Origin of the sequence: Bacillus sp. FSL M7-1020 (assembly GCF_038050415.1) — a bacterium.
Taxonomy (GTDB): Bacteria; Bacillota; Bacilli; order Bacillales; family Bacillaceae_G; genus Bacillus_A; species Bacillus_A toyonensis.
Genome location: NZ_JBBOTW010000001.1, coordinates 3,836,024 through 3,859,047, shown reverse-complemented (window position 1 = coordinate 3,859,047; position 23,024 = coordinate 3,836,024). Strand labels below are relative to the sequence as shown.

General features: G+C 35.4%; 24 protein-coding genes. All 24 read left to right on the top strand.

Annotation, left to right across the window (positions count from 1 at the left end; genetic code table 11):
* Positions 1-2 precede the first annotated feature (2 nt).
* The 24 genes from MHB70_RS19675 (at position 3) to MHB70_RS19560 (ending at position 22,802) form a co-directional block, all read left to right on the top strand.
* Positions 3-914 carry an FRG domain-containing protein gene (locus MHB70_RS19675; RefSeq protein ID WP_230306514.1) on the top strand — a complete coding sequence of 304 codons (912 nt, stop codon included), beginning with the start codon at positions 3-5 and terminating at the stop codon, positions 912-914.
* Positions 915-1,144: 230 nt separating this feature from the next.
* Positions 1,145-1,900, top strand: a complete 756-nt coding sequence (locus tag MHB70_RS19670; protein WP_061529625.1) for a hypothetical protein — start codon at positions 1,145-1,147, stop codon at positions 1,898-1,900.
* A 377-nt stretch (positions 1,901-2,277) separates the two neighbouring features.
* A complete protein-coding gene (locus MHB70_RS19665; RefSeq protein ID WP_061529624.1) occupies positions 2,278-3,024 on the top strand; it encodes a DNA-methyltransferase in 747 nt (248 codons plus the stop codon).
* Between the two features lie 42 nt (positions 3,025-3,066).
* Positions 3,067-3,288: a hypothetical protein gene (locus MHB70_RS19660; RefSeq protein WP_061529623.1), complete on the top strand. Its 222-nt coding sequence runs from the start codon at positions 3,067-3,069 to the stop codon at positions 3,286-3,288.
* 6 nt (positions 3,289-3,294) lie between these two features.
* The gene (locus MHB70_RS19655; protein ID WP_061529622.1) at positions 3,295-3,558 is read left to right on the top strand and encodes a hypothetical protein; all 264 of its coding nucleotides are present in this window, start codon (positions 3,295-3,297) and stop codon (positions 3,556-3,558) included.
* On the top strand, positions 3,545-3,880 hold the full coding sequence (locus tag MHB70_RS19650; protein ID WP_061529621.1) for an HNH endonuclease: 336 nt from the start codon (positions 3,545-3,547) through the stop codon (positions 3,878-3,880). The genes MHB70_RS19655 and MHB70_RS19650 overlap by 14 nt, the downstream gene beginning before the upstream one ends.
* A 124-nt stretch (positions 3,881-4,004) precedes the next feature.
* Positions 4,005-4,316, top strand: coding sequence for a P27 family phage terminase small subunit (locus MHB70_RS19645; RefSeq protein WP_000301149.1), 312 nt, complete (start codon positions 4,005-4,007; stop codon positions 4,314-4,316).
* Positions 4,313-5,980, top strand: a complete 1,668-nt coding sequence (locus MHB70_RS19640; RefSeq protein ID WP_061529620.1) for a terminase TerL endonuclease subunit — start codon at positions 4,313-4,315, stop codon at positions 5,978-5,980. Before MHB70_RS19645 ends, MHB70_RS19640 begins: the two co-directional genes overlap by 4 nt.
* An 8-nt stretch (positions 5,981-5,988) precedes the next feature.
* On the top strand, positions 5,989-7,134 hold the full coding sequence (locus tag MHB70_RS19635; protein ID WP_061529619.1) for a phage portal protein: 1,146 nt from the start codon (positions 5,989-5,991) through the stop codon (positions 7,132-7,134).
* A complete protein-coding gene (locus tag MHB70_RS19630; protein ID WP_061529703.1) occupies positions 7,134-7,874 on the top strand; it encodes a head maturation protease, ClpP-related in 741 nt (246 codons plus the stop codon). Before MHB70_RS19635 ends, MHB70_RS19630 begins: the two co-directional genes overlap by 1 nt.
* Before the next feature lie 3 nt (positions 7,875-7,877).
* On the top strand, positions 7,878-9,029 hold the full coding sequence (locus tag MHB70_RS19625) for a phage major capsid protein (protein WP_061529618.1): 1,152 nt from the start codon (positions 7,878-7,880) through the stop codon (positions 9,027-9,029).
* Between the two features lie 5 nt (positions 9,030-9,034).
* Positions 9,035-9,328, top strand: coding sequence for a hypothetical protein (locus tag MHB70_RS19620; protein ID WP_061529617.1), 294 nt, complete (start codon positions 9,035-9,037; stop codon positions 9,326-9,328).
* A gap of 1 nt (position 9,329) precedes the next feature.
* Complete coding sequence (locus tag MHB70_RS19615; protein WP_061529616.1) at positions 9,330-9,683, top strand: phage head closure protein; 354 nt, start codon at positions 9,330-9,332, stop codon at positions 9,681-9,683.
* 1 nt (position 9,684) lies between these two features.
* Complete coding sequence (locus MHB70_RS19610) at positions 9,685-10,029, top strand: HK97 gp10 family phage protein (protein ID WP_061529615.1); 345 nt, start codon at positions 9,685-9,687, stop codon at positions 10,027-10,029.
* Positions 10,026-10,355 (top strand): hypothetical protein, encoded by a 330-nt coding sequence (locus MHB70_RS19605; RefSeq protein ID WP_061529614.1) that lies wholly within the window; start codon positions 10,026-10,028, stop codon positions 10,353-10,355. Before MHB70_RS19610 ends, MHB70_RS19605 begins: the two co-directional genes overlap by 4 nt.
* Positions 10,356-10,943 (top strand): major tail protein, encoded by a 588-nt coding sequence (locus tag MHB70_RS19600; RefSeq protein WP_001004909.1) that lies wholly within the window; start codon positions 10,356-10,358, stop codon positions 10,941-10,943.
* Between the two features lie 4 nt (positions 10,944-10,947).
* Entirely contained in the window at positions 10,948-11,310 is a 363-nt protein-coding gene (locus MHB70_RS19595; RefSeq protein ID WP_061529613.1) for a hypothetical protein, read from the top strand.
* 231 nt (positions 11,311-11,541) lie between these two features.
* A complete protein-coding gene (locus tag MHB70_RS19590) occupies positions 11,542-15,162 on the top strand; it encodes a hypothetical protein (RefSeq protein ID WP_061529612.1) in 3,621 nt (1,206 codons plus the stop codon).
* Positions 15,163-15,203: 41 nt separating this feature from the next.
* The gene (locus MHB70_RS19585) at positions 15,204-16,661 is read left to right on the top strand and encodes a distal tail protein Dit (protein WP_061529611.1); all 1,458 of its coding nucleotides are present in this window, start codon (positions 15,204-15,206) and stop codon (positions 16,659-16,661) included.
* Positions 16,658-20,731 carry a phage tail spike protein gene (locus MHB70_RS19580; RefSeq protein ID WP_061529610.1) on the top strand — a complete coding sequence of 1,358 codons (4,074 nt, stop codon included), beginning with the start codon at positions 16,658-16,660 and terminating at the stop codon, positions 20,729-20,731. Before MHB70_RS19585 ends, MHB70_RS19580 begins: the two co-directional genes overlap by 4 nt.
* 14 nt (positions 20,732-20,745) lie before the next feature.
* Positions 20,746-21,144: a hypothetical protein gene (locus tag MHB70_RS19575; protein ID WP_061529609.1), complete on the top strand. Its 399-nt coding sequence runs from the start codon at positions 20,746-20,748 to the stop codon at positions 21,142-21,144.
* Between the two features lie 121 nt (positions 21,145-21,265).
* On the top strand, positions 21,266-21,502 hold the full coding sequence (locus MHB70_RS19570; RefSeq protein WP_000398724.1) for a hemolysin XhlA family protein: 237 nt from the start codon (positions 21,266-21,268) through the stop codon (positions 21,500-21,502).
* Positions 21,502-21,741: a hypothetical protein gene (locus tag MHB70_RS19565; protein ID WP_061529608.1), complete on the top strand. Its 240-nt coding sequence runs from the start codon at positions 21,502-21,504 to the stop codon at positions 21,739-21,741. Before MHB70_RS19570 ends, MHB70_RS19565 begins: the two co-directional genes overlap by 1 nt.
* Positions 21,738-22,802, top strand: coding sequence for an N-acetylmuramoyl-L-alanine amidase (locus MHB70_RS19560; RefSeq protein ID WP_061529607.1), 1,065 nt, complete (start codon positions 21,738-21,740; stop codon positions 22,800-22,802). Before MHB70_RS19565 ends, MHB70_RS19560 begins: the two co-directional genes overlap by 4 nt.
* The last annotated feature ends 222 nt before the right edge of the window (positions 22,803-23,024 follow it).

Sequence of the window (23,024 nt, the reverse complement as noted above, 5' to 3'; positions counted from 1 at the left end):
AGGTGAAAAAAAATGCGGTTAAAACAATAAGCACGAAAAAAGAAATATTTAGTAAGAAATGGAATGATATTTTAGAAGAAATTGCACTCTTTAGAAGAGAATCAATGTCAAATTGGATATGGTTTAGAGGGCATAGTAAGGAAGAATATAAGTTGGATTCAGGCCTCTTTCGAACTTTAGACAAGAATAAAAAATTAAAATTGATGCAGTACATAATTCTTGAAGATCACTTGAAAATAAATTTTAAGCAGCAAGCGTCAACTTTTATTAGAGAAGATGATATTGATTTACAATTTCATATGCAACATCATGGATTAAAAACAAGATTATTAGACTGGACAGATTCGTTTGGTACAGCTTTATATTTTGCTTTTGAAGGATGGGATTATGATAAGGAAAATAATGCTTGTATATGGTTGTTAGATCCATATGCTTTACATTGTAATCTCCAAGAAGAATATCCTACTATCAAAACTACAGATTCGATTAGAAATATGAATGAAAAACTTGTTAAAGGTAAAATTGAAAGTTTATCAGATATCTTTAATAATGAACATATGGAGTATACGTTTCCAATGTATCCGTCAAAAAATAATGCAAGATTATTGGTGCAGAATGGGTATTTTACAGTTCAAAGTAATAGGCTAGAAGATTTAGAAGTTGAATTAGAACAAGCTTGTCCAGAAAATAAAGAAAAAATATTAAAAAAAATAATTTTATCACCAGATTTATTAGAATGTATATATGAGTATTTGACTTTAAATGGAATTAACCATTTCACGGTTTATAATGATGTCGATGCATTGTCTAAGTATTTAAATAAAGAACTTACTGAAAATGCGTTTGATGAAAAAATAAAACGTATAGCTAAGTTTAGCAGTCTTAATTATATAGAAAATAATATGGATATTTAAAAATCATGGCGGCCTTTGGTCTGCCTTTTTTTATGAGGTGATTTTTTTAAGTCCTAATAGCTTATAGTTAGCTAAAATTTTCGTACTGTGTAACTCAAAAAGAAAATTCTAATTAAATCAATGATATCAAGGGATTCGGAGTTTGGCCTAGTTACACAAAATAGAACATATGGATAACTGAGTAATGACATGTAATAATGTAAATTAACTAGTAATTAGGGGGAATATATATGTTTGTAGAATATCCGAATTTTATTATGCCTCGTCATGATACTAAGATATGGAGGTACATGGACTTTACTAAATTTGTTAGCCTGTTAGATACGGAAGCTATTTTTTTTACTAGGTCAGATAAATTTACTGATGTATTTGAAGGGACGTATCCAAAGGCAAACAATGATTTAAGAGGTTTTAAATATCCGAACTTTGAAAAAGAGGATACTAGGATCTTGAAGAGTATTTTAGAACCGTTAAGTAAGACGCTAAGAAAATTTGTATTAATAAATTGTTGGCATATGAATGACTATGAATCAGCAGCGATGTGGGACTTATATTTGAAAAGCAGTGAAGGAATTGCTATTCAATCAACTGTTGGTAATTTAATAAAAAGTTTTGATAATACTGAAGAGCATATTCATATAAGTAAAGTAAATTATATAGATTTTAAGAGAGAATGGATGCCTGAACATGATCCGTTACTTCCTTATATTTATAAAAGAAAATCATTTGAACATGAACGTGAGCTAAGGCTCTTACATACTTTAAAATTTCCAACTGATGAGAAAGGTATAATAGATTACGATGGAGAACCACCGGTTGAATATGGGGGGAATATTAGATGTAATATTGGAAATTTAGTTGAGAAGGTGTATATTGCTCCTTCAGCGCCAGAGTGGTTTGCGGATTTGGTAATGTCTACTTGTAACAAATTTAATCTCAACAACGTTGAGATAGTTAAGTCAGAATTAAGTGAAGTTCCTTACTAAAATAAAATTGCTGGCAGATTCGTGACCGCTTTTTGGCAGGAAATGTGCCGGTTGTTTTGAAATTAACGTGATATATTTGTATTGTGAGAAGTGGCGGAAAACACAACTCATGAAGTTCCTTTATAGTATGTTGTCTAAATGGTTTCATAATGACGGCACATGAAATCCGAAACCAGCCGATGGTACTGATTGAATGCTACCGTTATTAAGGAGAGCTTTTGCTCTTCTTCCAGTTACTTAATATTGTTGGAGCAGATCAGCGTAGCAACATTAGGTGATTGGAAGAAGGATAAAACTTCACGTACCACATTCTATTGTTCAAATGATTTCTAATGCTTTCATGAAATTAAAAACAATAGGAAAAGGTGAGATAACAGATGTTGAATCAAGTATTTAATATGGATTGTTTAGAAGGTATGAAGCTGATTCCAGATAAGAGTGTAGATATGATTTTATGCGATCTACCTTATGGGACGACAGCATGTAAGTGGGATAGTATTATTCCTTTTGATTTATTGTGGCAGCAGTACGAAAGAATTATTAAAGATAACGGGGCTATTCTCTTGACAGCAAGTCAACCATTTACAACAAAGCTGATCGCTTCAAATATGAAGTTATTTCGTTATGAATGGATTTGGAAAAAAGGGAATCATGTAACAGGGTTTCCAAATGCAAATAGAATGCCGCTAAAGAATCATGAAAATGTTCTGGTATTCTATAAAAAATTACCTAAGTATTGTCCGCAAGATTTGATCTTATTGGATAAGCCAATCCAAAAGAAACAAATAAGAAAGATGAAGGTATTCGGCACAAGAAATAATGAATCTTTAAATAATGTATATGTAAAGAAATATACTAACTATCCAAAGTCGATTATTGATTTTCCACGTGAGAGTAAAACGTTTCATCCTACACAAAAGCCAGTCGCTCTTTTTGAATATCTAATCAAGACATATACAAAAGAAGGGGATACAGTCCTTGATAATTGTATGGGTAGTTTTACAACTGCTATAGCATGTATTAATACTAAGCGTAATTACATTGGTTTTGAGATGGAAGAAGAGTATTGGAAACTAGGTAATGAAAGAGTTAATAAACATATTGAATCATTAAAGCACTCATAATGGGTGCTTTTTATTTTGAATAAAGATAGGGAGTGAAGAAAGATGCAATTAACTAAACTTGAGAAGGCAATAGCTATTAGCACAATACTTTCAGGTATAAAAGCGGAGGAGTTTAAAGAGTATGTTGATGTAGAAAGGTTACCACATGTAATAAAAGAAGTGGAAGCATTGGCTGATAACACAACACGGAAGGTAAAGAAGGAAGCTGATATAAGTTTAATTAGTAAGCTTATCGATTCATTCTTAGAAGACGGTAAGGAGTGATGATATATGGATAGCGTTTTAAACGGTAAGATTGCTGCACTTGGTCTTATACCTATTGATAAGAAAGCATACATCAAATACCTTAAGCCACATGAGAAAGCGTATAAGAAGGCTGGAATTGATGTTAATCGATTCAAGTATTACAAACTGTATGGAGAGAAACACATGCTTTACTCAATGGAATATCTAGAACAAACATCAATAAAAGAATTATTAGAAAGAGATAGAGGGAATCAAAAGCGTTTGGTAAAGACAAATGAAAGAGTATAAAACCAAACAACAGAAGCGTAAGTTCTATGACAGTGGTGAGTGGAAGAGTGCACGCGAACAAGTAAAGATGCGTGACAACTATGAGTGCCAGGAATGTAAACGTAACGGCCGAGTACAAACAGATACCAATGAATACAGTGAGAGTGCAAAGCGTAAGAAAATACAACTTGTTGTCCATCATATAAAAGAACTAGAACATCATCCTGATCTTGCATTAGACATAGATAACCTTGAAACAGTCTGTGTGAATTGTCATAACAAAGAACATGGAAGAGTTTATGAAAAGAAACAAAATAAATGGGAACATGATGAGAAATGGTGAAAATACAACAAAAATAACACCCCCCCTTAAAATATTTCGTTAAAAATTCGTCTTAGGGGCACCGGAGGAGGGGGTTAACTGTCAGGTTTTTTTCGATTTTACGCACGTAAGGGGGGGTGGGTAGATGGCTGTTAGTATTGTGAGGTTAAAAGAACAGCTCATGAATAGTATTGATATCACAGATTTAGTCGAAGTTGAAAAAGTAGAAAGATACATTGATCTGGTCAAAGCATTTAGAAAAATAAATAAAACCATTAATAAAGAAGGCGAATCTGTAACAGTAAAAAATGGTTCTCAAGTTTTTGTTAAAGCCCACCCTCTTATAAGTGAGAGGAACAAAATTAACAGTTCTTTAATTGCTTTAGGAAGAGATATAAAATTCGTTCCTAAAGTGGGTGCTTCTAATACGGGATACAGTCCAAGTGATTTAATATGATCAGGCAAAAGTATGTAGAGGAATATATTGAGCTTTATAGGAGTGGGAAAATAAAGTTCAACAAAGAAAGAGAACTGTTAATTGACTATCTAGAAAAATATGTTTTGAACAGAGACGATTTGTATTTTGATGATGAAATGATTGAGAAGTGTATCCGTTTTGGAGAGAAATGGTACTTCCCGTTACAAGCATTTCAGAAATTCTTAATAGCATTCGTTTTTTTGTTTTATAAGAAAAATGGCCGCGTGTTTTACCGGAAATTTTTGTGGATGCTAGGACGTGGTGGCGGTAAAAACGGATTAATATCAGTCATCATTCATTTTTTAATTAGTGAAATGCATGGTATCACGGAGTATAACATTTCCGTTGTTGCAAACAGTGAAGAGCAGGCGAAAACCAGTCCAGATGAAGTTCATAAATGCGTCAAACGAAATGAAATATTGCAACGAGCATTTAAAACCACATTAACCCAAACTGTCTCTAAAGCAACAGGAAGTATATTGAAGTTTAGAACGTCTAATGGAGATACAAAAGATGGTTTGCGTGATGGCGCGGTTGTATTTGATGAAATACATCAATATGAAAGCAATAAAGATGTTCGAGTCCACATTAGTGGTTTAGGGAAAAAGAAAAACCCACGTGAATTTTACATTGGTACAGACGGGTATGTACGAGACGGATTTCTAGATAAGCAAAAAGAAAAAGCAATGAAAGTTTTAAATGGTGAAGCCCGTCCAAATGCTATCTTTCCATTCATTTGTAAATTAAATGATGAAAAAGAAGTCGATGATATTGATAATTGGGAAATGGCGAATCCAATGTTATCTCATCCTTTAAGTGAGTATGCTGAGGGATTACTTGAAACGATAAAAGAAGAATACGAGGATTTAGAGGATGATCCAAGTAACCGAGAGGAGTTCATGACAAAACGAATGAACTTGCCGGTTACAAATTTGGAGCGATCTGTTGCGAAATGGTCAGAAATTCTTGCTACAAATCGTCAATTTCCTGATTTATATGCTCAAGAATGCATAGGGGCATTAGACTTTGCAAGCATTCGAGACTTTGCAGCATGTGGTCTTTTATTTAGACAAAATGGGGAGTACATTTTTAAAACTCATTCTTTTGTTCGAAAAGAATTTGTTGATATCTATTATGGATATTCTAAAAAAGCAGGTGAGTTTAAAAAACAAAAATTTGCTCCTATAAAAGAGTGGGAAGAGCAAGGTTTACTAACAGTTGTGGATGAACCAACTATTAATCCTCAACACATTGTTGATTGGTTTGTAGAAATGAGAGAACAATATGGAATTAAAAAGATCATAGCTGATAACTTCAGAATGGAAGCAATACGGCCATTATTAGTAGCAGAAGGGTTTGAAATAGAAGTTATACGAAACCCAAAAGCAATTCATAGTTTATTAGCTCCACGCATTGAAATGGCATTTGCAAATAAACAAATTGTTTTTGATGATAATCCGCTAATGCGTTGGTATACGCAAAATGTACTAGTTGTTATCAAAGGTGATGGAAATAAAATATATGAAAAGAAAGAACCTGTACGTAGAAAAACAGACGGATTCCAGTGTTTTGTTCATGCTCTCTATAGAGCTGATGAGATACAAGAAGCAACTGATTTTGTTATAGGTAACATTAAATTCTAATAAAGGGGGTGATAACCATTGGATGGTTAGGTTCAGTATTTAAAAGAAATAAAGAATTAGAATTTATGATTGATCTGGATATAATTGCTGATACAGCAAACAGACTTCATATGAAACGCTTGGCGATTGATACATGTGTATCATTTTTAGGAAGAACAGTTAGTCAATCTGAATTTAGAGTGAAAAATGGTAAAGTATTTGAGAAAAACGAGCTTTATTATCGCTTAAATATTAGGCCAAATAAGAATATGACGGCCAGTACCTTCTGGGAAAGATTCATCCGTAAGCTCATTTATGATAATGAATGCTTAGTTGTACAGGCGGATGATGGTGATTTACTTATTGCTGATGGATTTCGGCATAACGAATATGCTGTATATGAAGATACTTTTACAGATGTAACAGTAAAAGATTACACGTTTAAGCGAAGTTTTAAACAAAGCGAAGTAATTCACTTAAAGTATCGAAATGATAAACTATCTCCACTTATAGATGGATTGTTTGCAGATTACGGGGATTTATTTGGTAGAATATTAAATTCACAGAAGCGTAAAAATCAAGTTCGTGGCACAGTTGATATGGATATGATCGGTGCCAAAACAGAAGAACAAATAACGAAGTTACAAGAGTTTATAGACAACATGTATAAGTCAATTGGTTCAAAAGATATAGCTATTGTTCCGCAACAAAAGGGTATTAATTATAACGAGATATACAATGGTGTGGCGAATGGGCCAAGTGTAGAAGAAATCAATAAAATAACAAGTGGTTTCTTAAATCAAGTAGCTATGGCAATGGGTATTCCTACAGCTTTGATATACGGGGAAATGGCTGATGTAGAAAAGCAAACGAAAAATTATATGCTTTTCACAGTACGGCCATTATTAAAAAAGCTATCTGATGAAGCGAACGTTAAATTCTTTGAAATGAGAGAATATATTTTGGGACAAAAAATTGAGGTCAAGGCTGTTTCCTATCAAAGTATATTTGATCTTGCGACAAGTATTGATAAACTCATTTCTTCAAGTGCATTTACAGGAAATGAAATTCGATCAGAAGTAGATTATGAAGATTCTGATGATCCGAACTTAAATGTTCATCATATTACGAAAAACTATACAAGACTAGATAAACCTAAAGGAGGTGAGGAATGATGGAGCAAGTGAATATGAATAAGCTTCTAAATTTAAAACGAGATATTCGTTTTGAATCTAAAGGTGAAAATGAGTATAAATTAACTGTTTATGGTTCAATCGGTGGATGGTTTAGTGAAAATAATGCTGAAGCTGTAAGAAGGAAAATTCAAGATGTAAAAGCAGAAAAAATTCACGTTCATATTAATTCCGGTGGAGGTTCCGCATTCGATGGTGTAGCAATTTGTAATCAGTTAAAACAGCATAATGCAGAAATTATAGTTCATATTGATGGTTGGGCGGCTAGTGCCGCATCTGTAATTGCGATGGCTGGTGATAAAATCATTATGCCAAGTAATACTATGATGATGATTCATCAAGCGAGTACCTTTGAATATGGAAATGCAGATCTTTTTGAAAAAACAGCACGAGATTTACGAAAGATTGATTCAGCTTTAGCAGCATCTTATAAGAAACGTTTTGTTGGAACAGATGAAGAGCTAAAACAACTTTTAAAAGATGAAACTTGGCTAACAGCAGAGGAAGCAGTTGCTCTTGGTTTAGCGGATGAAATTGCGGATGAAATTGAGATTGATGATACGCAAGAAGATGAAGAAGTGGAAATTGTAGAAAATTTCAAAGAAGATTTAGTAGCTAAATATACGAAACAAACAAATAATCAAAATTCAAAAGAGCCTATTCAAGAACCTGTTAATAAACAGAATTTGAGTACGCTCTTTTTAAATTTAGGGGGAAAATAAAAAATGGTGATTAAATTCAATAATTTTGAAGAAAAGAAACTAGCTTTTGCGAAAGCGACTCAGGAAGGTACACCAGAAGAACAAACAGCAGCGTTAAATTCGATGATTGAGGCGCTTGCTACAGATGTGCGAGTAGATATTTTAAATCAAGTAAATGAATCTATGGTAGACCGTTCTATTATGCAATCTCGTGGCTCCAATGTATTAACGAGTGAGGAACTGAAGTTCTTTAATGCGGTTGTGCAAGATGGTGGATTTAAAGATACTGAAATTCTACCTAAAACAACACAAGAGAGAATCTTTGATGATTTAGTAAGTGGACATCCGTTCTTAGAACATATTGGACTAGAAAATTTAGGAGCTGTTACAGAACTTATCTATGGAGATCCAGAAGGTGCAGCAGTATGGGGACCATTATTTGGAGATATTCAAGGACAACTAAATGCTACATTCCGAAAAGAACCTATTACGCAACTTAAATTAACAGCATTTATTCCATTATCAAATGATATGTTAAATTTAGGACCAGTATGGGTAGAACGTTATGTACGCGCAATGATTACAGAAGCAATGGCCGTTGGATTAGAACGAGGATTTGTAGTAGGTACAGGTAAAAATGAACCTATTGGATTATTAAAAGATCCTAGTGGAAGTGTTACGGGTGGAGTGTATCCAGATAAAAAAGTTGCTGGTACTTTAACATTTGAGCCAGGCCGTAAAACAATTAATGAATTAAAAAATGTTGTTAAGTTACTTGCAAAAAAATTAAAAGCTGATGGTAAAGATGCAGATAAGCCGAAGAATATTGCTGGAAAAGTAGTTATGGTTACGAATCCCTTTGACACATTTGATGTTCAAGCAAATGCAACAACTTTAAATGCAGCTGGTGTTTATGTAACGAGCTTACCATTCAATCCAACTCCTACAGAATCAGTGTTTGTACCTCAAGGGAAAGTGTTGTTTTTTGTTAAAGGAGAGTATATTGCAGCAATGGGTGGAACGGAGCCGATTAAAAAGTTTGACCAAACGTTAGCATTAGAAGATGCAACACTTTATATTGCTAAACAATATGCTACAGGTAAGCCAAAGGATAAATACGCAGCTCAAGTGTATGAATTGAAGGTTGGAGAAGTAACACCACCAACACAAGGGTGATGTGAATGGATACAGTAATTTCAAATGAAATATTACAGCAATTCAAAGATAGGATGCGCTTGGGTGATGATGAAGACGATAACCTGAGACGTATCCTTTTTGCATCCAATAAGGCTTTAATAAAAGATTGTGGATCGTATGACATAAACAAAGATGAGACGTTCAAAGAATTAGTATTTGAACGTTCTCGTTATGTTTATAATGATGCACTAGAGTATTTTGCCGAAAACTTTTTAACAGAAATTAATAGCTTTGGCATTCAAAAAGCTTTAGAAGAAATAAAATTGGGCGGTGATTAATATGCGTCCCTTTCAGTATAAAAAGCCACTAAATACAGGTGATTTTAGAAATCGTATTATTATTGAACAACCTGAAGTAATAAAAGATGAATTGAATCAAGAGGTTGAAACAGGTAATTGGCAAGAAGTTAAAAAAGCATGGTCGATGATAAAAACGGTAAAAGGGTATGAGTATATTGAAGCTTCAGCTTCACAAGCTACTCGGATTTATCGGTTTGTAATTCCTTATACAAAAGGCATTACAGAATTAATGCGAATCAATATGAAAGGTCGTATTTTTGATATTATCGAGCCTCCAATGAATGATGATGAAATGTATCAAACATTGACTATTATCGCAAAGGAGCATACTTGATATGAATGATTTTGCGGGTGATCTTGCTAGAGAATTACAAAGATATGCAAATGTTGTGGAAGAAGAGTTGTTGACAGCACAAGAAGAAGTAGCCGATCTTGCTGTAAGTAAATTAAGACAAAGTGGCCCTAAAAAAACAGGTGCTTATCGTAAAGGGTGGCGTAAGAAAAAAGAAGGTAATAGCGTTGTCGTCCACAATACAAAAGGACAATTAACACATCTTTTAGAAAAGGGACATGCGAAAGTCGGTGGTGGTCGAGTTCCAGCACAAGTTCATATTCGTCCAGTTGAAGAGTATGTAATTGACGAATTGCCAAGACGTATCGAAAGGGCGGTTCAACAATGATATTAGGTGAATTAACAAAAATTCTTGAAGCTACCGGTTATCCTGTGGCTTATTCTCATTTCACAGCAACGCCAAATAATCCAGTTCCGGCACCGCCTTATATCTGTTTTCTTGTGGATGGATCAGCAAATTTAATGGCTGATAACAAGGTCTATCACAAGATAAATGATTTAAATATAGAGCTTTATACAACTAAAAAAGATTTAGTTGCAGAAGCCAAGCTTGAACAAGTCCTAGACGATCATGAAATTCCTTATGATTCGTATGGGACTTTTATTGAATCTGAAAAGTTGTATCAAAAAAATTATGAAACGAGGTTGATATAAATGAATGAAAACAAAGTAGCTTTTGGTTTGAAAAATGTCCATTATGCACTTTTCGATATTAAAGATGGTGTAGTCACATTTAGCACACCGATTCCATTACCAGGTGCAGTTGAATTAACGTTTGATCCGCGAGGGGATTTAATTGAATTCTACGCGGATGACATGCTTTACTATGCGGCAAGTAATAACCAAGGTTATGACGGAACGCTATCCATCGCGACAATTCCAGAACAATTTGCTGTTGATGCATTAGGAGAGGAATTAGACGAAGAAGACGGTGTGTTAAACGAATTAGCTGATGCGAAAGGGAAATCATTTGCATTATTATTTGAATTTGATGGTGATGTACGAGCAACGCGCCACGTTATGTTTAACTGTTCAGCAAGTCGTCCAACACTTGCATCTAAAACGAAAACAAATTCAGCGGAGCCAAATACAAATGAGCTTAAATTTGTATCAAGCCCTATTGATATTAACGGAAAACGTATGGTTAAAACGAAGACTACAACTAAATCAAAACAAGCGATTTATGATAATTGGTACAAAAAAGTGTATACAAAAGTACCTGCATTACCGAAAGGAGCATAAGTAGATGGAAAAGACAATTTCAATAGATGGAAAACAAGTCAGATTAAAAAGTACAGCAGCAACAGTTAAACGATATAAAGCACAATTCAGACGTAATTTATTTGCAGATATGATGGGGTTAGGAGCAATTAGTACATTAACTTCGTCAGATGGATCACAACAACCTATCGATACATCTAATCTTGATTTAAGTAAAGTGGACTTTGAGCTTGTTTATGATTTGACTTGGTTATTCGCTAAAACGGCTGATCCAAGTATTCCTGATCCTATGGTTTGGCTTGACGGTTTTGAAGAATTCCCGATTGAGGAAATCATGCCAGAAATTATGGATTTGATTCAAGTCACTATGGGAGCAAAAAAAAAATAAAAGAAAACAATGGAGAGCAAGGGACATTCAGTGATGAAGAATTAACCACTGATTTGTTCCTTGCTCTTTGTTATAAAGCGAAATTAACGCGTTGGGATTTAGAAGATATGACAATTGGTGATTGTTTTGATTACATTGCTGAATTCGCTGAAATGGAGAATCCAGACAAAGAAAAAGTTAGAAAAGCAAATCAAAAAGATTACGATGCGTTCTAAGAAATGAGGTGAGAAAATGGCAGGAAGAATTAAAGGGATTACGATAGAAATCGGCGGAAATACTCAACCGTTACAAAATGCTTTAAAAGATGTAAATAAACAAAGTGATGCCTTGGTTAAAGAATTAAAAGATGTTGAACGCCTGTTAAAGTTTGATCCAGGTAATGTGGAAGCATTAGCACAAAAGCAAAAATTACTTACACAACAGATTGAAAATACAACGCAAAAGCTAGATAAATTGAAAGCAGCGGAACAACAAGTACAAGCTCAATTTCAAAACGGTAAAATTTCTGAAGAACAATATCGTGCATTCAGACGTGAAATTGAATTTACAGAAGGGTCACTTAATGGTCTTAAAAATAAACTAGGAAACATGAAAGCTGAACAAGAGAATGTAGCGAGTTCCACAAGGCAATTAGAAACATTGTTTAGAGCTACAGGAAAAAGCGTTGATGATTTTGCAGGAGCATTAGGAAATCGTCTTGTGAATGCAATTAAAAGCGGAACAGCTACAAGTCGCCAATTAGAACAAGCAATTGGAATTATTGGTCGTGAAGCATTAGGAACTGAAGCAGATATTGAAAAATTACAACGAGCACTACGATCTGTGGATGCTGGTAATTCAATACAACAAGTACGGAACGAATTACGAGATTTACAACAAGAAGCCCAAAGGACGGAAAGAGAATTTCAAGAATTAGATATTGGCTTAGAAAATGTTCTTGGAGCAATGGTAGCTGGTGGCGGAATTGCTGGGACAATCGAAAAAGCACTTGATATGTCAAAATTGAAAACCAAGATTGATATAACATTTGACGTCCCAGAATCCTCGAAAAAGTCTGTAGAAGAAGCTGTGAGAGGCGTTACCGCTTATGGCGTTGATGCAGAAGCATCTTTAGAAGGTGTACGTAGGCAATGGGCTTTGAATAAAGGTGTAAGTGATGAAGCGAATGCAGCAATCGTAAAGGGAGCAGCCGCAATTGCACAATCATATGAAGGTATAGATTTCACAGAACTAATACAAGAAACAAATGAAGTTGGAAATGAATTAGGCATTTCACAAGAAGGCGCACTTGGATTAACCAATGCCTTGTTAAAAATGGGATTTCCACCTGAGCAATTAGATGTTATTGCTGAATATGGAGGACAGTTAACGCGAGCAGGGTACAATGCTGAAGAAGTCCAAGCAATTATGGAAGCTGGGATTGAAACAGGAACATGGAATATTGATAACCTTTTAGATGGTTTGAAAGAAGGGCGCATCAAAGCGGCTGAGTTCGGTCAAGGTGTCGATAAGGCTATGAAGGAAACGCTGGAAGGAACTAATATTTCAGCTGAACAATTGCAAAAATGGGGACAATCTGTTTCTAAAGGTGGAAAAGAAGGATCTGCGGCTATGACAGAGATTGCAGCGGCTTTAGCCAATGTAGAAGATCAAACAAAACGGAATGAACTAGGTGTCAAACTCTTCGGTACAATGTACGAAGACCAGGGCGATAACATAACATACGCATTACTCGGTGCACAAAGTAAAGTAGTTGATTTTGACAAGAACCAAAAGAACTTAAATGAATCTATCAAAAAAATGGATGCCAATCCAGCGGTTAAAATGCAAAAGGCTATGGGAGATTTAAAGATGGCGTTAGAACCAGTATTATCAGTCGTAGCTGATCTGGTATCTAAATTTGCTGAATGGGTTACTAATAATCCAGCATTAGCAGCAACGCTTGCAGCCGTGGCAACTGCCATTGGAATAATTTCAGGTGCAATTATGGCGCTTGCGCCAATAGTTGTAACGGTAATGAGTATTTTTGGGGTTGGTGCGGCTGTAGCAGCTGGGATAGTTGCCATTGTCCCGATTATCATAGCGGCCATAGTCGCTTTAGGTGTAGCAATTTATAAAAACTGGGACGATATCAAAAATTGGACAATAGAAACCTGGAATTCTATTAAGGAATATTTGATAGAACTTTGGGACGGTATCGTTCAATCATCTAGTGAAACCTGGAATTCATTTTTAGAAACAATGCATACATTCTTTGATCCAATAGGTCAATTTTTTAGTGATTTATGGACAGGAATAGGCGAGATATGTAGTAGTACCTGGAATTCTATTGTCGAATTTTTCTCAGGAGCTTGGGCTTCATTCACAGAAATGATGCATAGTTTCTTTGATCCGATAGGCGAATTCTTTAGTAGTTTGTGGTCTGGAATTGTTGAAACAGCTTTCTCTTGGTGGACTTCTTTAGTTACAACAGCTTCCGAACTGTGGGGAACACTCGTACAAGCTTGGCAAGAAACTTGGAACACGATTCTTACTGTTTTAGATCCAATTATTTCGGCAGTTTCTACCGTTTTAGAAGCTGGATGGCTACTAATACAAGCCGGAGTACAAATTGCATGGGCGGCAATCTGCCAATATATTATTCAACCAATTCAAGAAGCTTACAATTGGGTGAGTACAACAATCAGTGAAATGGTTACTTGGCTTGGTACACAATGGGAAATTGCAAAAGCGGTGGCACAATTAGCATGGGGATTATTTAAGCAATATATCATTCAACCAGTCGTAGATACTTGGAACTTAGTAAAAGAAAAGTTCAGTGATTTAGTTTCATGGCTAAATTCACAATGGGAGACAATAAAATCATATACATCAGCAGCGTGGAATCTGGTAAAACAGTATGTTATCCAACCAGTGCAAGAATTGTGGAGTGCAACAAAAGAAAAGTTGAATGATTTAGCAAATTGGATATTAGGAAATTGGGCGAAAATCCAATCTTACACACTTGCAGCATGGCAGTTAGTTTATAAATATGTTATTGATCCGGTTATTTCAGCCTATAATTCTACGAAAGAAAAATTCGGTGAAATGTATAACAGTGCGAAAGAAAAATTTGATGCTATAAAAAATGCAGCACAAGAAAAATTCGATGCGGCTAAACGTAACATCATCGATCCAATCAAAGAAGCGGTTGGTAATGTAGAAGAATTTATTGGGAAGATTAAGGGATTCTTTAGTGATTTAAAATTAAAAATTCCAAAGCCTGAAATGCCACCTCTTCCACACTTTAGCTTACAAACAAGTACGAAAAACGTTTTAGGTAAAGATGTTACTTATCCATCAGGAATTAATATTGATTGGCGTGCAAAAGGTGGTATCTTCACTAAGCCGACTATCTTTGGGATGAATAATGGACGTTATCAAGCAGCAGGAGAAGCGGGGGACGAAGCGGTGCTTCCGCTTAATAAAAAGACACTTGGAGCTATTGGTGCAGGAATCGTAGCAGCCATGCCACGAGAACAATTTGCTATGCCAGGCGAAATAAATCAATTAATGGGTGACATGAGCCGTATGATGGCTAGTTCTGTGAGTCAATTATCAGGATTAAAGACTGTCATGAGTGGTGTGTATGGAAATATGTCAAATAGCAAACAGGCTATGACAAGTAGTGTATCAAATCAAGTATTTAATAACTCATTTGGATCATCTGACGGTGGAGCAATTCCGATGCTTGGCGGTGATTTGGTTGTTGAAGTTCCTGTTGTTATAGAGGGGCGAGATGTGGCGCGTGGTACGTATCGATATACAACCGAGTACCAAGAAAGAGAAAAACAAAGAGACTCAGCCTTTTAGGTTTGGGTTTCTTTTATTTTATAAAGAAATGAGGTGTCAGCATGAGTTCTTTTACATTTAACAAAATACGTAAAAGCTTTATTCAAATTGCGAAAGGATGGAAAAGACCTACTTGGGCACCATTGAAACGAAATTTTCTAAACGTTCCAGGATATCCAGGCGCAAGATTGTTAAACACACAAACAGAAATGCGCGTTTTATCTATTCCGGTAGGAATTATAGTACCTGATGGATCTAACTTAGAAAAGCTGAAAGAAGAAATTGCAAGTTGGCTAATAACAGATCAACCAACAGAACTTATTTTTGATGTAGAACCAAATAGAACGTATTTAGCAATTGTGGATGATAGCTTTGATCCGGATGAATTTGTAACACTTGGAATAGGAACGCTTAAATTTATTTGTCCAATGCCTTATAAATTAGGACCAATTCGAAATGAAAAAGCAAAACTAGAACCAAATAATATTATTAAAATGGATGCTTTGAATGAGGGAAGTGTATTTTCAGAACCGAAATTCAAGATACAGGTAGAGAATCCGTCCACATTCATCGATATTATAAATAAAAATGGAGGTCAACATTTTCGTATAGGATATCCAGTTAAAATAGATGAAACGCCAATAAGTAGGTATGAATTGGTTATGCATGATAAAGCGAATTCTCTAGTGGGTTGGACGGAAGTGGGGAAAGATTTTGTTTCAGATTATGGAATCGTAGCAGGGAAAATGATAGCGGATGGCGCACGTATTATGCCATCTGATTACGGTCAAGGGCAATTTTGGCACGGACCAGCAGTGAAAAGAAGCATTACAGGTGGACCGCTACAAGATTTCACGCTTGATGCAATAGTTGAATGTCGAAACTTAAACCCTGCAACTATGGGACGTGTAGAACTTTATTTATTAGATGAGAACAGCGTTGTAGTTGGAAAAGTAGGTATGTTTGATGCATATAGAAATTCTAGCGAAAATTTTGGTGAAGTTATGGCGGGAAACGGTGACTACAATCATCTGATTATAGCGGAAACTGGTTATTATCGTTCGACATGGAATGATTTTTATGGACGTCTACACATTGCACGAGTGGGAAATTATTGGCAGGGTGATATTGCTTTAATCGATGAAAAAGGAAATTACCATACAGAAAAATTTGCCCAATGGTGGGATACGGGAAATAGCTTTATGAAAAAAGTCGCTCAAATTGTTGTGCATATATGCTCGTTTAGTGATGCACCATCATTAATTGCAGCCGTGCACGATATTAAAGTGCAAAAAGTAAATAGCAATACAGAACGTCAAATACCTTATATTGTTCAAAAAGGAGATCTTGTAGAAATCGATTCATCGGATGCGAGTATTCGTATTAACGGAGCAGATGCGATAAATATAAAGGATTTTATGAGCGACTATATACGTATTGAAAAAGGAAAGAATGAAATCGAAATATCCCCAAATAACATTGGACAAGTAGATGTCACGTATAGGGAGCGTTACAGATGAGTAAAGCAAATAATCTATTACACATTGTGGATTTTAAAACAGAACAAATCGTAGGTGTTATCAAAGAACAGGATTATTGGGATGATTTACGCCAATGGGAGCTTAAAGATAACAAAGATAAATTTGAGTTCACAACAGCTGATGGTACAAAGATAGCGGCATCACTTATACAACAGAACCTTGTCGTTAAACAAACCCGTGACGGTACTTTTGTTTCATACATTATTACAGAAGTAGAGCAAGATACAGCAGGTCGTCCAAAAAAGATTTATGCACTTGGTGAACATACAAAGCTAAAGAAAGCGACTGTAATTAAACCACAAACTTTACAAGCTACTACAGTCAATGAATCTACGGACTTTGCTTTACAAGGTACAGAGTGGAAACGTGGGATTACTGAGTTTGTTGGTATACGTACCATTCCTATTAAGGATTTTACAAATCCGCTTGATCTCTTAAAACAAATCGCATCTACGTTTGAACTTGAGATTCGTTTTAGAACAGAAATAATGGGATCTTTTATTGTCGGTCGGTATGTAGATGTAATAAAAAAAGTAGGACGTGACAATGGAAAAGAATTCTTGTTAGGAAAAGATGCACAAGGCATCCGGCGTATTGAGAATAGTCAAGATGTAGTAACCGCTCTTGTAGGTGTTGGTCCACAAAATAGTGAAACTGGTGAATTTCTCACATTTGAAGAAATAAACAATGGCAAACTTTATGTAGGAAATAACGATGCGTTACAACGTTGGTCGAAAGATGGCAAGCATTTATTCGATATGTATTTACCACAAACAGAAGATCAAGATATGACGAAGCAACGACTCAAACAGTTAACCGAAGCCGAATTAAAGAAGCGAATTGATAGTTCTACTTCATATGAAGTAAATGCAGTAGCGCTTGAAAAAGTGTTTGGTTTATCTCATGAATCGGTTCGTAAAGGAGATACGGTACGAATAAAAGATACAGGGTTTAGTCCACCACTTTTCTTAGAAGCCAGGTTAATAGCAGCAGATGAATGTGACACTGATCCATCGAAAGATAAATATATCTTTGGTAATTATCGTGAAATTAAAGATACACGAAGCCTTATCGATAGGTTATACGCACAAATCATGGGTAGCTTATCAAATAAAGCATCTAAAGAATTACTAGATATGTTAGATAAAAAGCTTCAAGAAAACGTAAAAGAAACAGAAGTCATTCGAAAAGAATCGGAAGCAGCAAAGAAAATTGCTGAACAAGTGGCTGAAAACTTGAAGAATAATATCGTTGATATTATTGAAGGCGTAAATCCACCAACAGCAAACTTAAAGGATAGAAAAACTTTGTGGCAAGATATCAGCAAAGGTAAGCCTGGTATTCTGAAATTGTGGAAGGATGGAAAATGGGATCCTGTTATTCCTGATGTGGAATCCGTTAAGAAAGAAACATTGGAACAGGTGAGCAAAGATATCGAGACCACAAAAAATGAATTAAATCAAAAGGTTCAAGAAGCGCAAAAACAAGCAACAGGGCAATTTAATGAAGTGAAAGAAAGCTTACAAGGTGTTAGTCGTACCATTTCTGATGTGCAAAATAAACAGGGTGAAATTGATAAGAAGGTAACAAAGTTTGAGCAGGATTCTAACGGGTTTAAATTATCTATTGAATCGTTAACTAAAAAAGATACTGATATCAGCAATAAATTTAATACAGTCGAGCAAACTGTGGAAGGCACAAAAAAGACAATATCTGATGTGCAACAAACTGCAAATGATCTGAAGAAAACAACAACTGAAATTAAAGAGCAAGCAGGCAAGATTAGTGAGAAGTTAACAAGTGTAGAAAAGCAAGCAAATACTCTAACAAATAAAACAACTGAGATTGCAAAAAGTGTGGATGGAATTAAAGAAACAGTAACAAAAGTAGAAAATAATCAGGGTGGATTTGATAAACGTGTAACAGCAGTAGAGAAAACCGCTGAAGGTATTTCTCAAAACGTTACCAAGATACAAGAAACACAAACGATACAAGGTAAACAAATTACTGAAGCACAATCTACAATCAAACAACATTCTGACGCACTTGATCTGACAGTGAAAATGAAAGATGTTGAGAACTATGTAGGTGGTATTGGTTCTATCAACGAAATCAGAAACGCAGGTCTTGAATTAGGTAACAAGTATTGGTCAATTAACCAAGGTACTGTCGTTCAGCCAGGTTCAAAATACAAAGGATACGCAACTTTCTGGAGTGATTATTCAGGAAAGACTAGCGATCACTGGTCTGGTACTGCTTCTGAATTTATATCAGTTACAAATGGTGAGGATCTTATTTCTTCAGGTTGGTTTGTTACTGACAATATAGCTTCACTGGATCAAAAAGCTTGGATGGAAATTGAGTTCTGGAATGCTACCAAAGGAACTAGAATGAGAACACAACGTGTAGAAATCCAATGGGCTAAACAAGGTGATTGGGCAAGAATGACGATGGTTTCAAAGGTTGCAGCCAATGAAGAGTGGGTTAGATGGCGCTATTATGTTCAAAGAAACGGACGTATACGAGCTGCCCTGCCAATGTTACAGCGTGGTAAAGTGGTTACTGAATTTTGGTTACATCCGAAAGATCAAATTGATGCTGATAAAATGATTGAAGATATTGCTAATAAAGTAGCTACCGATAAATACAATCAGAAAGTGACAGAGTTAGAAAGAAGTATCACAGCAAATGTAGAAGGCGTTTCAATTATTTCTAGAAAGCATGAAACCTTTGTAAACGACACATATAATGCTTACGTAAAAGAAACAAGCTCTAAGCTTCAGGTTCTTGATACAGGTATTCTAGCGCAAGTTAAAAAGGGTGACATCATTTCTGCTATTAACCAGACGGCAGAACAGATTCAAATTGATGTTGCGAAGTTGAAAATCAACGCTGATACCATTGTAAAATGGCTCACTGCAACAGGTATTAATGCAGATGTAATTAAAATCGAAAATGGGAAAGTTACGATCGATAAGAATGGTATTACAGCAAAAATGGCTGACTTCTTTTTTGAAGATGAGCGTGGGCAGAAATTTTCAGTAACACCAAGAACGAATCTCATTCCAGATCATGACTTTTCACACATTTCTTTTACTACTGTTAATAATAATTTTTTGAAGATCGAATACAGTCCTACATGGACAATTATGTCTAGTCCATATATTGAGAAACCAGTGGTTAATAATTATGAGCCAATGGTTAATCCGATGCGGATAGATTTAGGAAATTGGATTCGATTTACATTATTTGAAGGGGTAAAACCAGGTAAGAAATACACATTGTCGGCTCATTTCAGAGCAACTACCAATGATAATCGTGTAAACATTACGAATAAACCAATCATGAGGGCGATATTTGGTAAATATAACGGTGACACTCCTGTGGAGCTTGGACGAGCATCAAAAACTTACGATGCACCAAGCATTCAAACTGGAAAAATAGTAAGATACGCTTTAACCTTCACTGTTCCGAGCAACTATGTAGAAAGAAATGGGTATGTTTATATTGATATATTTGGCGAGGGGCTCTTAAATAATATGCAAGCAATTGCTGTATCAGGTGTTCAGTTGGTGGAAGGTGACGTTCCTTCCGTTTATAACTGGGATACAACACATGGACAACTCGTAAACGGAACACTGCCTTTTTCTACAATTGCACTTGGTACAAAAGATAATGTTATTTATCACAATCATGTGAACAAATGGAACTATATGAATGCGCCACTTGAAATCATAAGCAATGGCGAAATGATGGCACTCGTTGGAAGCGATCGTGCAGGACTCAGTTTTTATCCCCGTGGCGGTGGAGAACGTAGAAGTTACATCGGTCACATTTACAACAATGAAAATAGATTTCGGATTGAATCAAAAGATCCTGTTGCAACGACACAATCAATTGAATGTAATGGGATTAACGTATGTGGTGGATACTTTGGTGCTAATGCAGGTTCTATTCATTATACAAATGGTAGCTTAGGTTTAGGGTGGTATTTCCATGATGGTAGATGGAATTATGTTGATTTCACAAAGATGACTTCTAGAACATAGAGAGGGAGATGAGTATGAATCCAGACAAATTTATGCGTCCAATGCCACCTAATGAACAGTCACCATTCTTAGGTAGAGTAGTTGATTTGAAGAAAGGTGAAAATCAAGTCACCGTGAGCATTCCAAACGATATGCTAGAATTTTGCGGTATTAAGGAAGATACAAAAGTTGAAGTTTGGGGACTTTCTGATGGCACGTTGAATATGCGCATTGCTACTGCATGTGACTTATGCAATAAAGGAGGCAAAGTTTACGAGATTGAGCTTTTCGGTAAAGTAAGTCTTATCTGTGCCGAAGATTATGTAAAGCTAACTGGAAAGAGCCCAGGGGCTTCTGATGAAGTGATAATTGAACATGTGGAAGAAGTAGAAAATAGAATGATAGAAGGAGCATTATCAGCAGATCAGTATTAACTAAATACATGTAAACAAGTAGGGCAGCCATGAGCTGTTTTTAATTTTGAATAAAATACGGTTTTTATAACAAAGAGGAGCGATTTCGCTTCTCTTTTTATTTTGAAATGAGGTGGTCAAAGTGGAAGGTTTACAAGATATCAAAAGTGATGTTCAAGAAATAAAACAAGATATCAAAGACATTCGTTTGGAAATTAAAACCTTAGAAATGCGAACGACAGGTAACGAAAAAGACATTATTAATATCACTAAACAGTTAGATAAGATCGGCGCCAATACTACCTGGATATTACGACTTATTGTGGGCGGACTTGTTGGGGCAGCACTGACTTTCTTACTGAAAGGAGGTGGTATGTAATGTTTGAAATTACAGTAATGATTGGCATTATAGTTGGTCTTTCACAAATTGGCAAAACAATTGGATTACAAACAAAATATGTTCCGTTATTGAATTTAACGCTTGGCATTGCGCTAGGCGTTTTATTTTTGGACGGAGATATCAAAACAAATGTATTTCAAGGAATCATCATTGGGCTGTCAGCAAGTGGATTATTTGATCACACAAAAATTATGAAAAAGGATGTTGATGAAAAATGAAAAAGACATTAAAACATATTTCTTCTGTAGTCTTTGCGGTTATTTTAGTTTTATCTATTGCAACAAGTGCTTTTGCTGATAGAACACTTATTATTCCTGATTTACCGAAACAACCATACCGTTATGGCGTTGGTGCATATGAGGGTGTTGTAGCTCATTCTACAGCTACTCCAGAAGCTCCGGCTATTAATATCCAAAAATATGAGTCTCGTACATGGAGAAATGCTTTTGTTCACTATGCAGTCGATTGGAACGAAACAATCCAAATCGCTGATACAAAGTACATTGCTTATGGCGGTGGGCCTGCTGCAAATAAACGCTTTGTACACGTAGAGTTATGCGAAACAGCGGACTATACAAAATTCAAGCGTTCTTATGAAAAGTATGTAAAGCTTTTAGCAAAAATTTTAAAAGACAACAAGATATCTGTAGAAAAAGGATTATGGACACATAGCGATGTAACTCATCACCTTGGCGGTACGGATCATGAAGATCCAATTGACTACTTAAAGTCTCATGGCGTTTCAGAAGCTCAATTTAGAGCAGATGTACAACGAGCATACAATAATTCTAGTGTTGATGTTTCTGTACCTGAAAAACCATCTAAACCAGAAGAAGTACCAACAGCTGTAACAGACGGTATTGCTTATATTGAAGGCTACAACGTTAACTTACGAAAAGGACCTGGTACAAGCTATTCTAAGATTCGTCAGTTAAATAAATCAGAATCTTATATTGTGTGGGCTGAAAAAGATGGTTGGTTAAATCTTGGCGGTGAGCAATGGATTAAAAACGATCCATCTTATGTGAAGTTTAATAAGAAAAGTACAGTAGATTCTTCTATTGTAGGGAAACGCGTTGTATCTAAAGTTAACAATCTACGTTTCTATGACGCTCCATCTTGGCAAGATAAAGATGTTGCTGGTTCTGTAGATACAGGTTTAGGATTCACAATTGATGCAAAAGTAAGTGTAAATGGTTCACCACAATATAAAGTACACAATAGCAAAGGTAAAACATACTATGTAACAGCAAATGAAGCCTATGTATATGTGAAGTAAAACAAAAGTGTGATATGAACCATAAGTTTTCCGAAACGGCAAGCTTATGGTTCTTTTTGTTTGCGGTAAACTTATGCTTTCTGTAGCTTTGAAATAAATTCGTACCGATTATAAAAAAAGTTAATCGTTTTATCCCTTTGGATTTACTTATCTATAGGGATATTTTTATTAATAAAAGAAACATGATGTATAAACTGAATATAAAAACGTTTTAATCCTTTA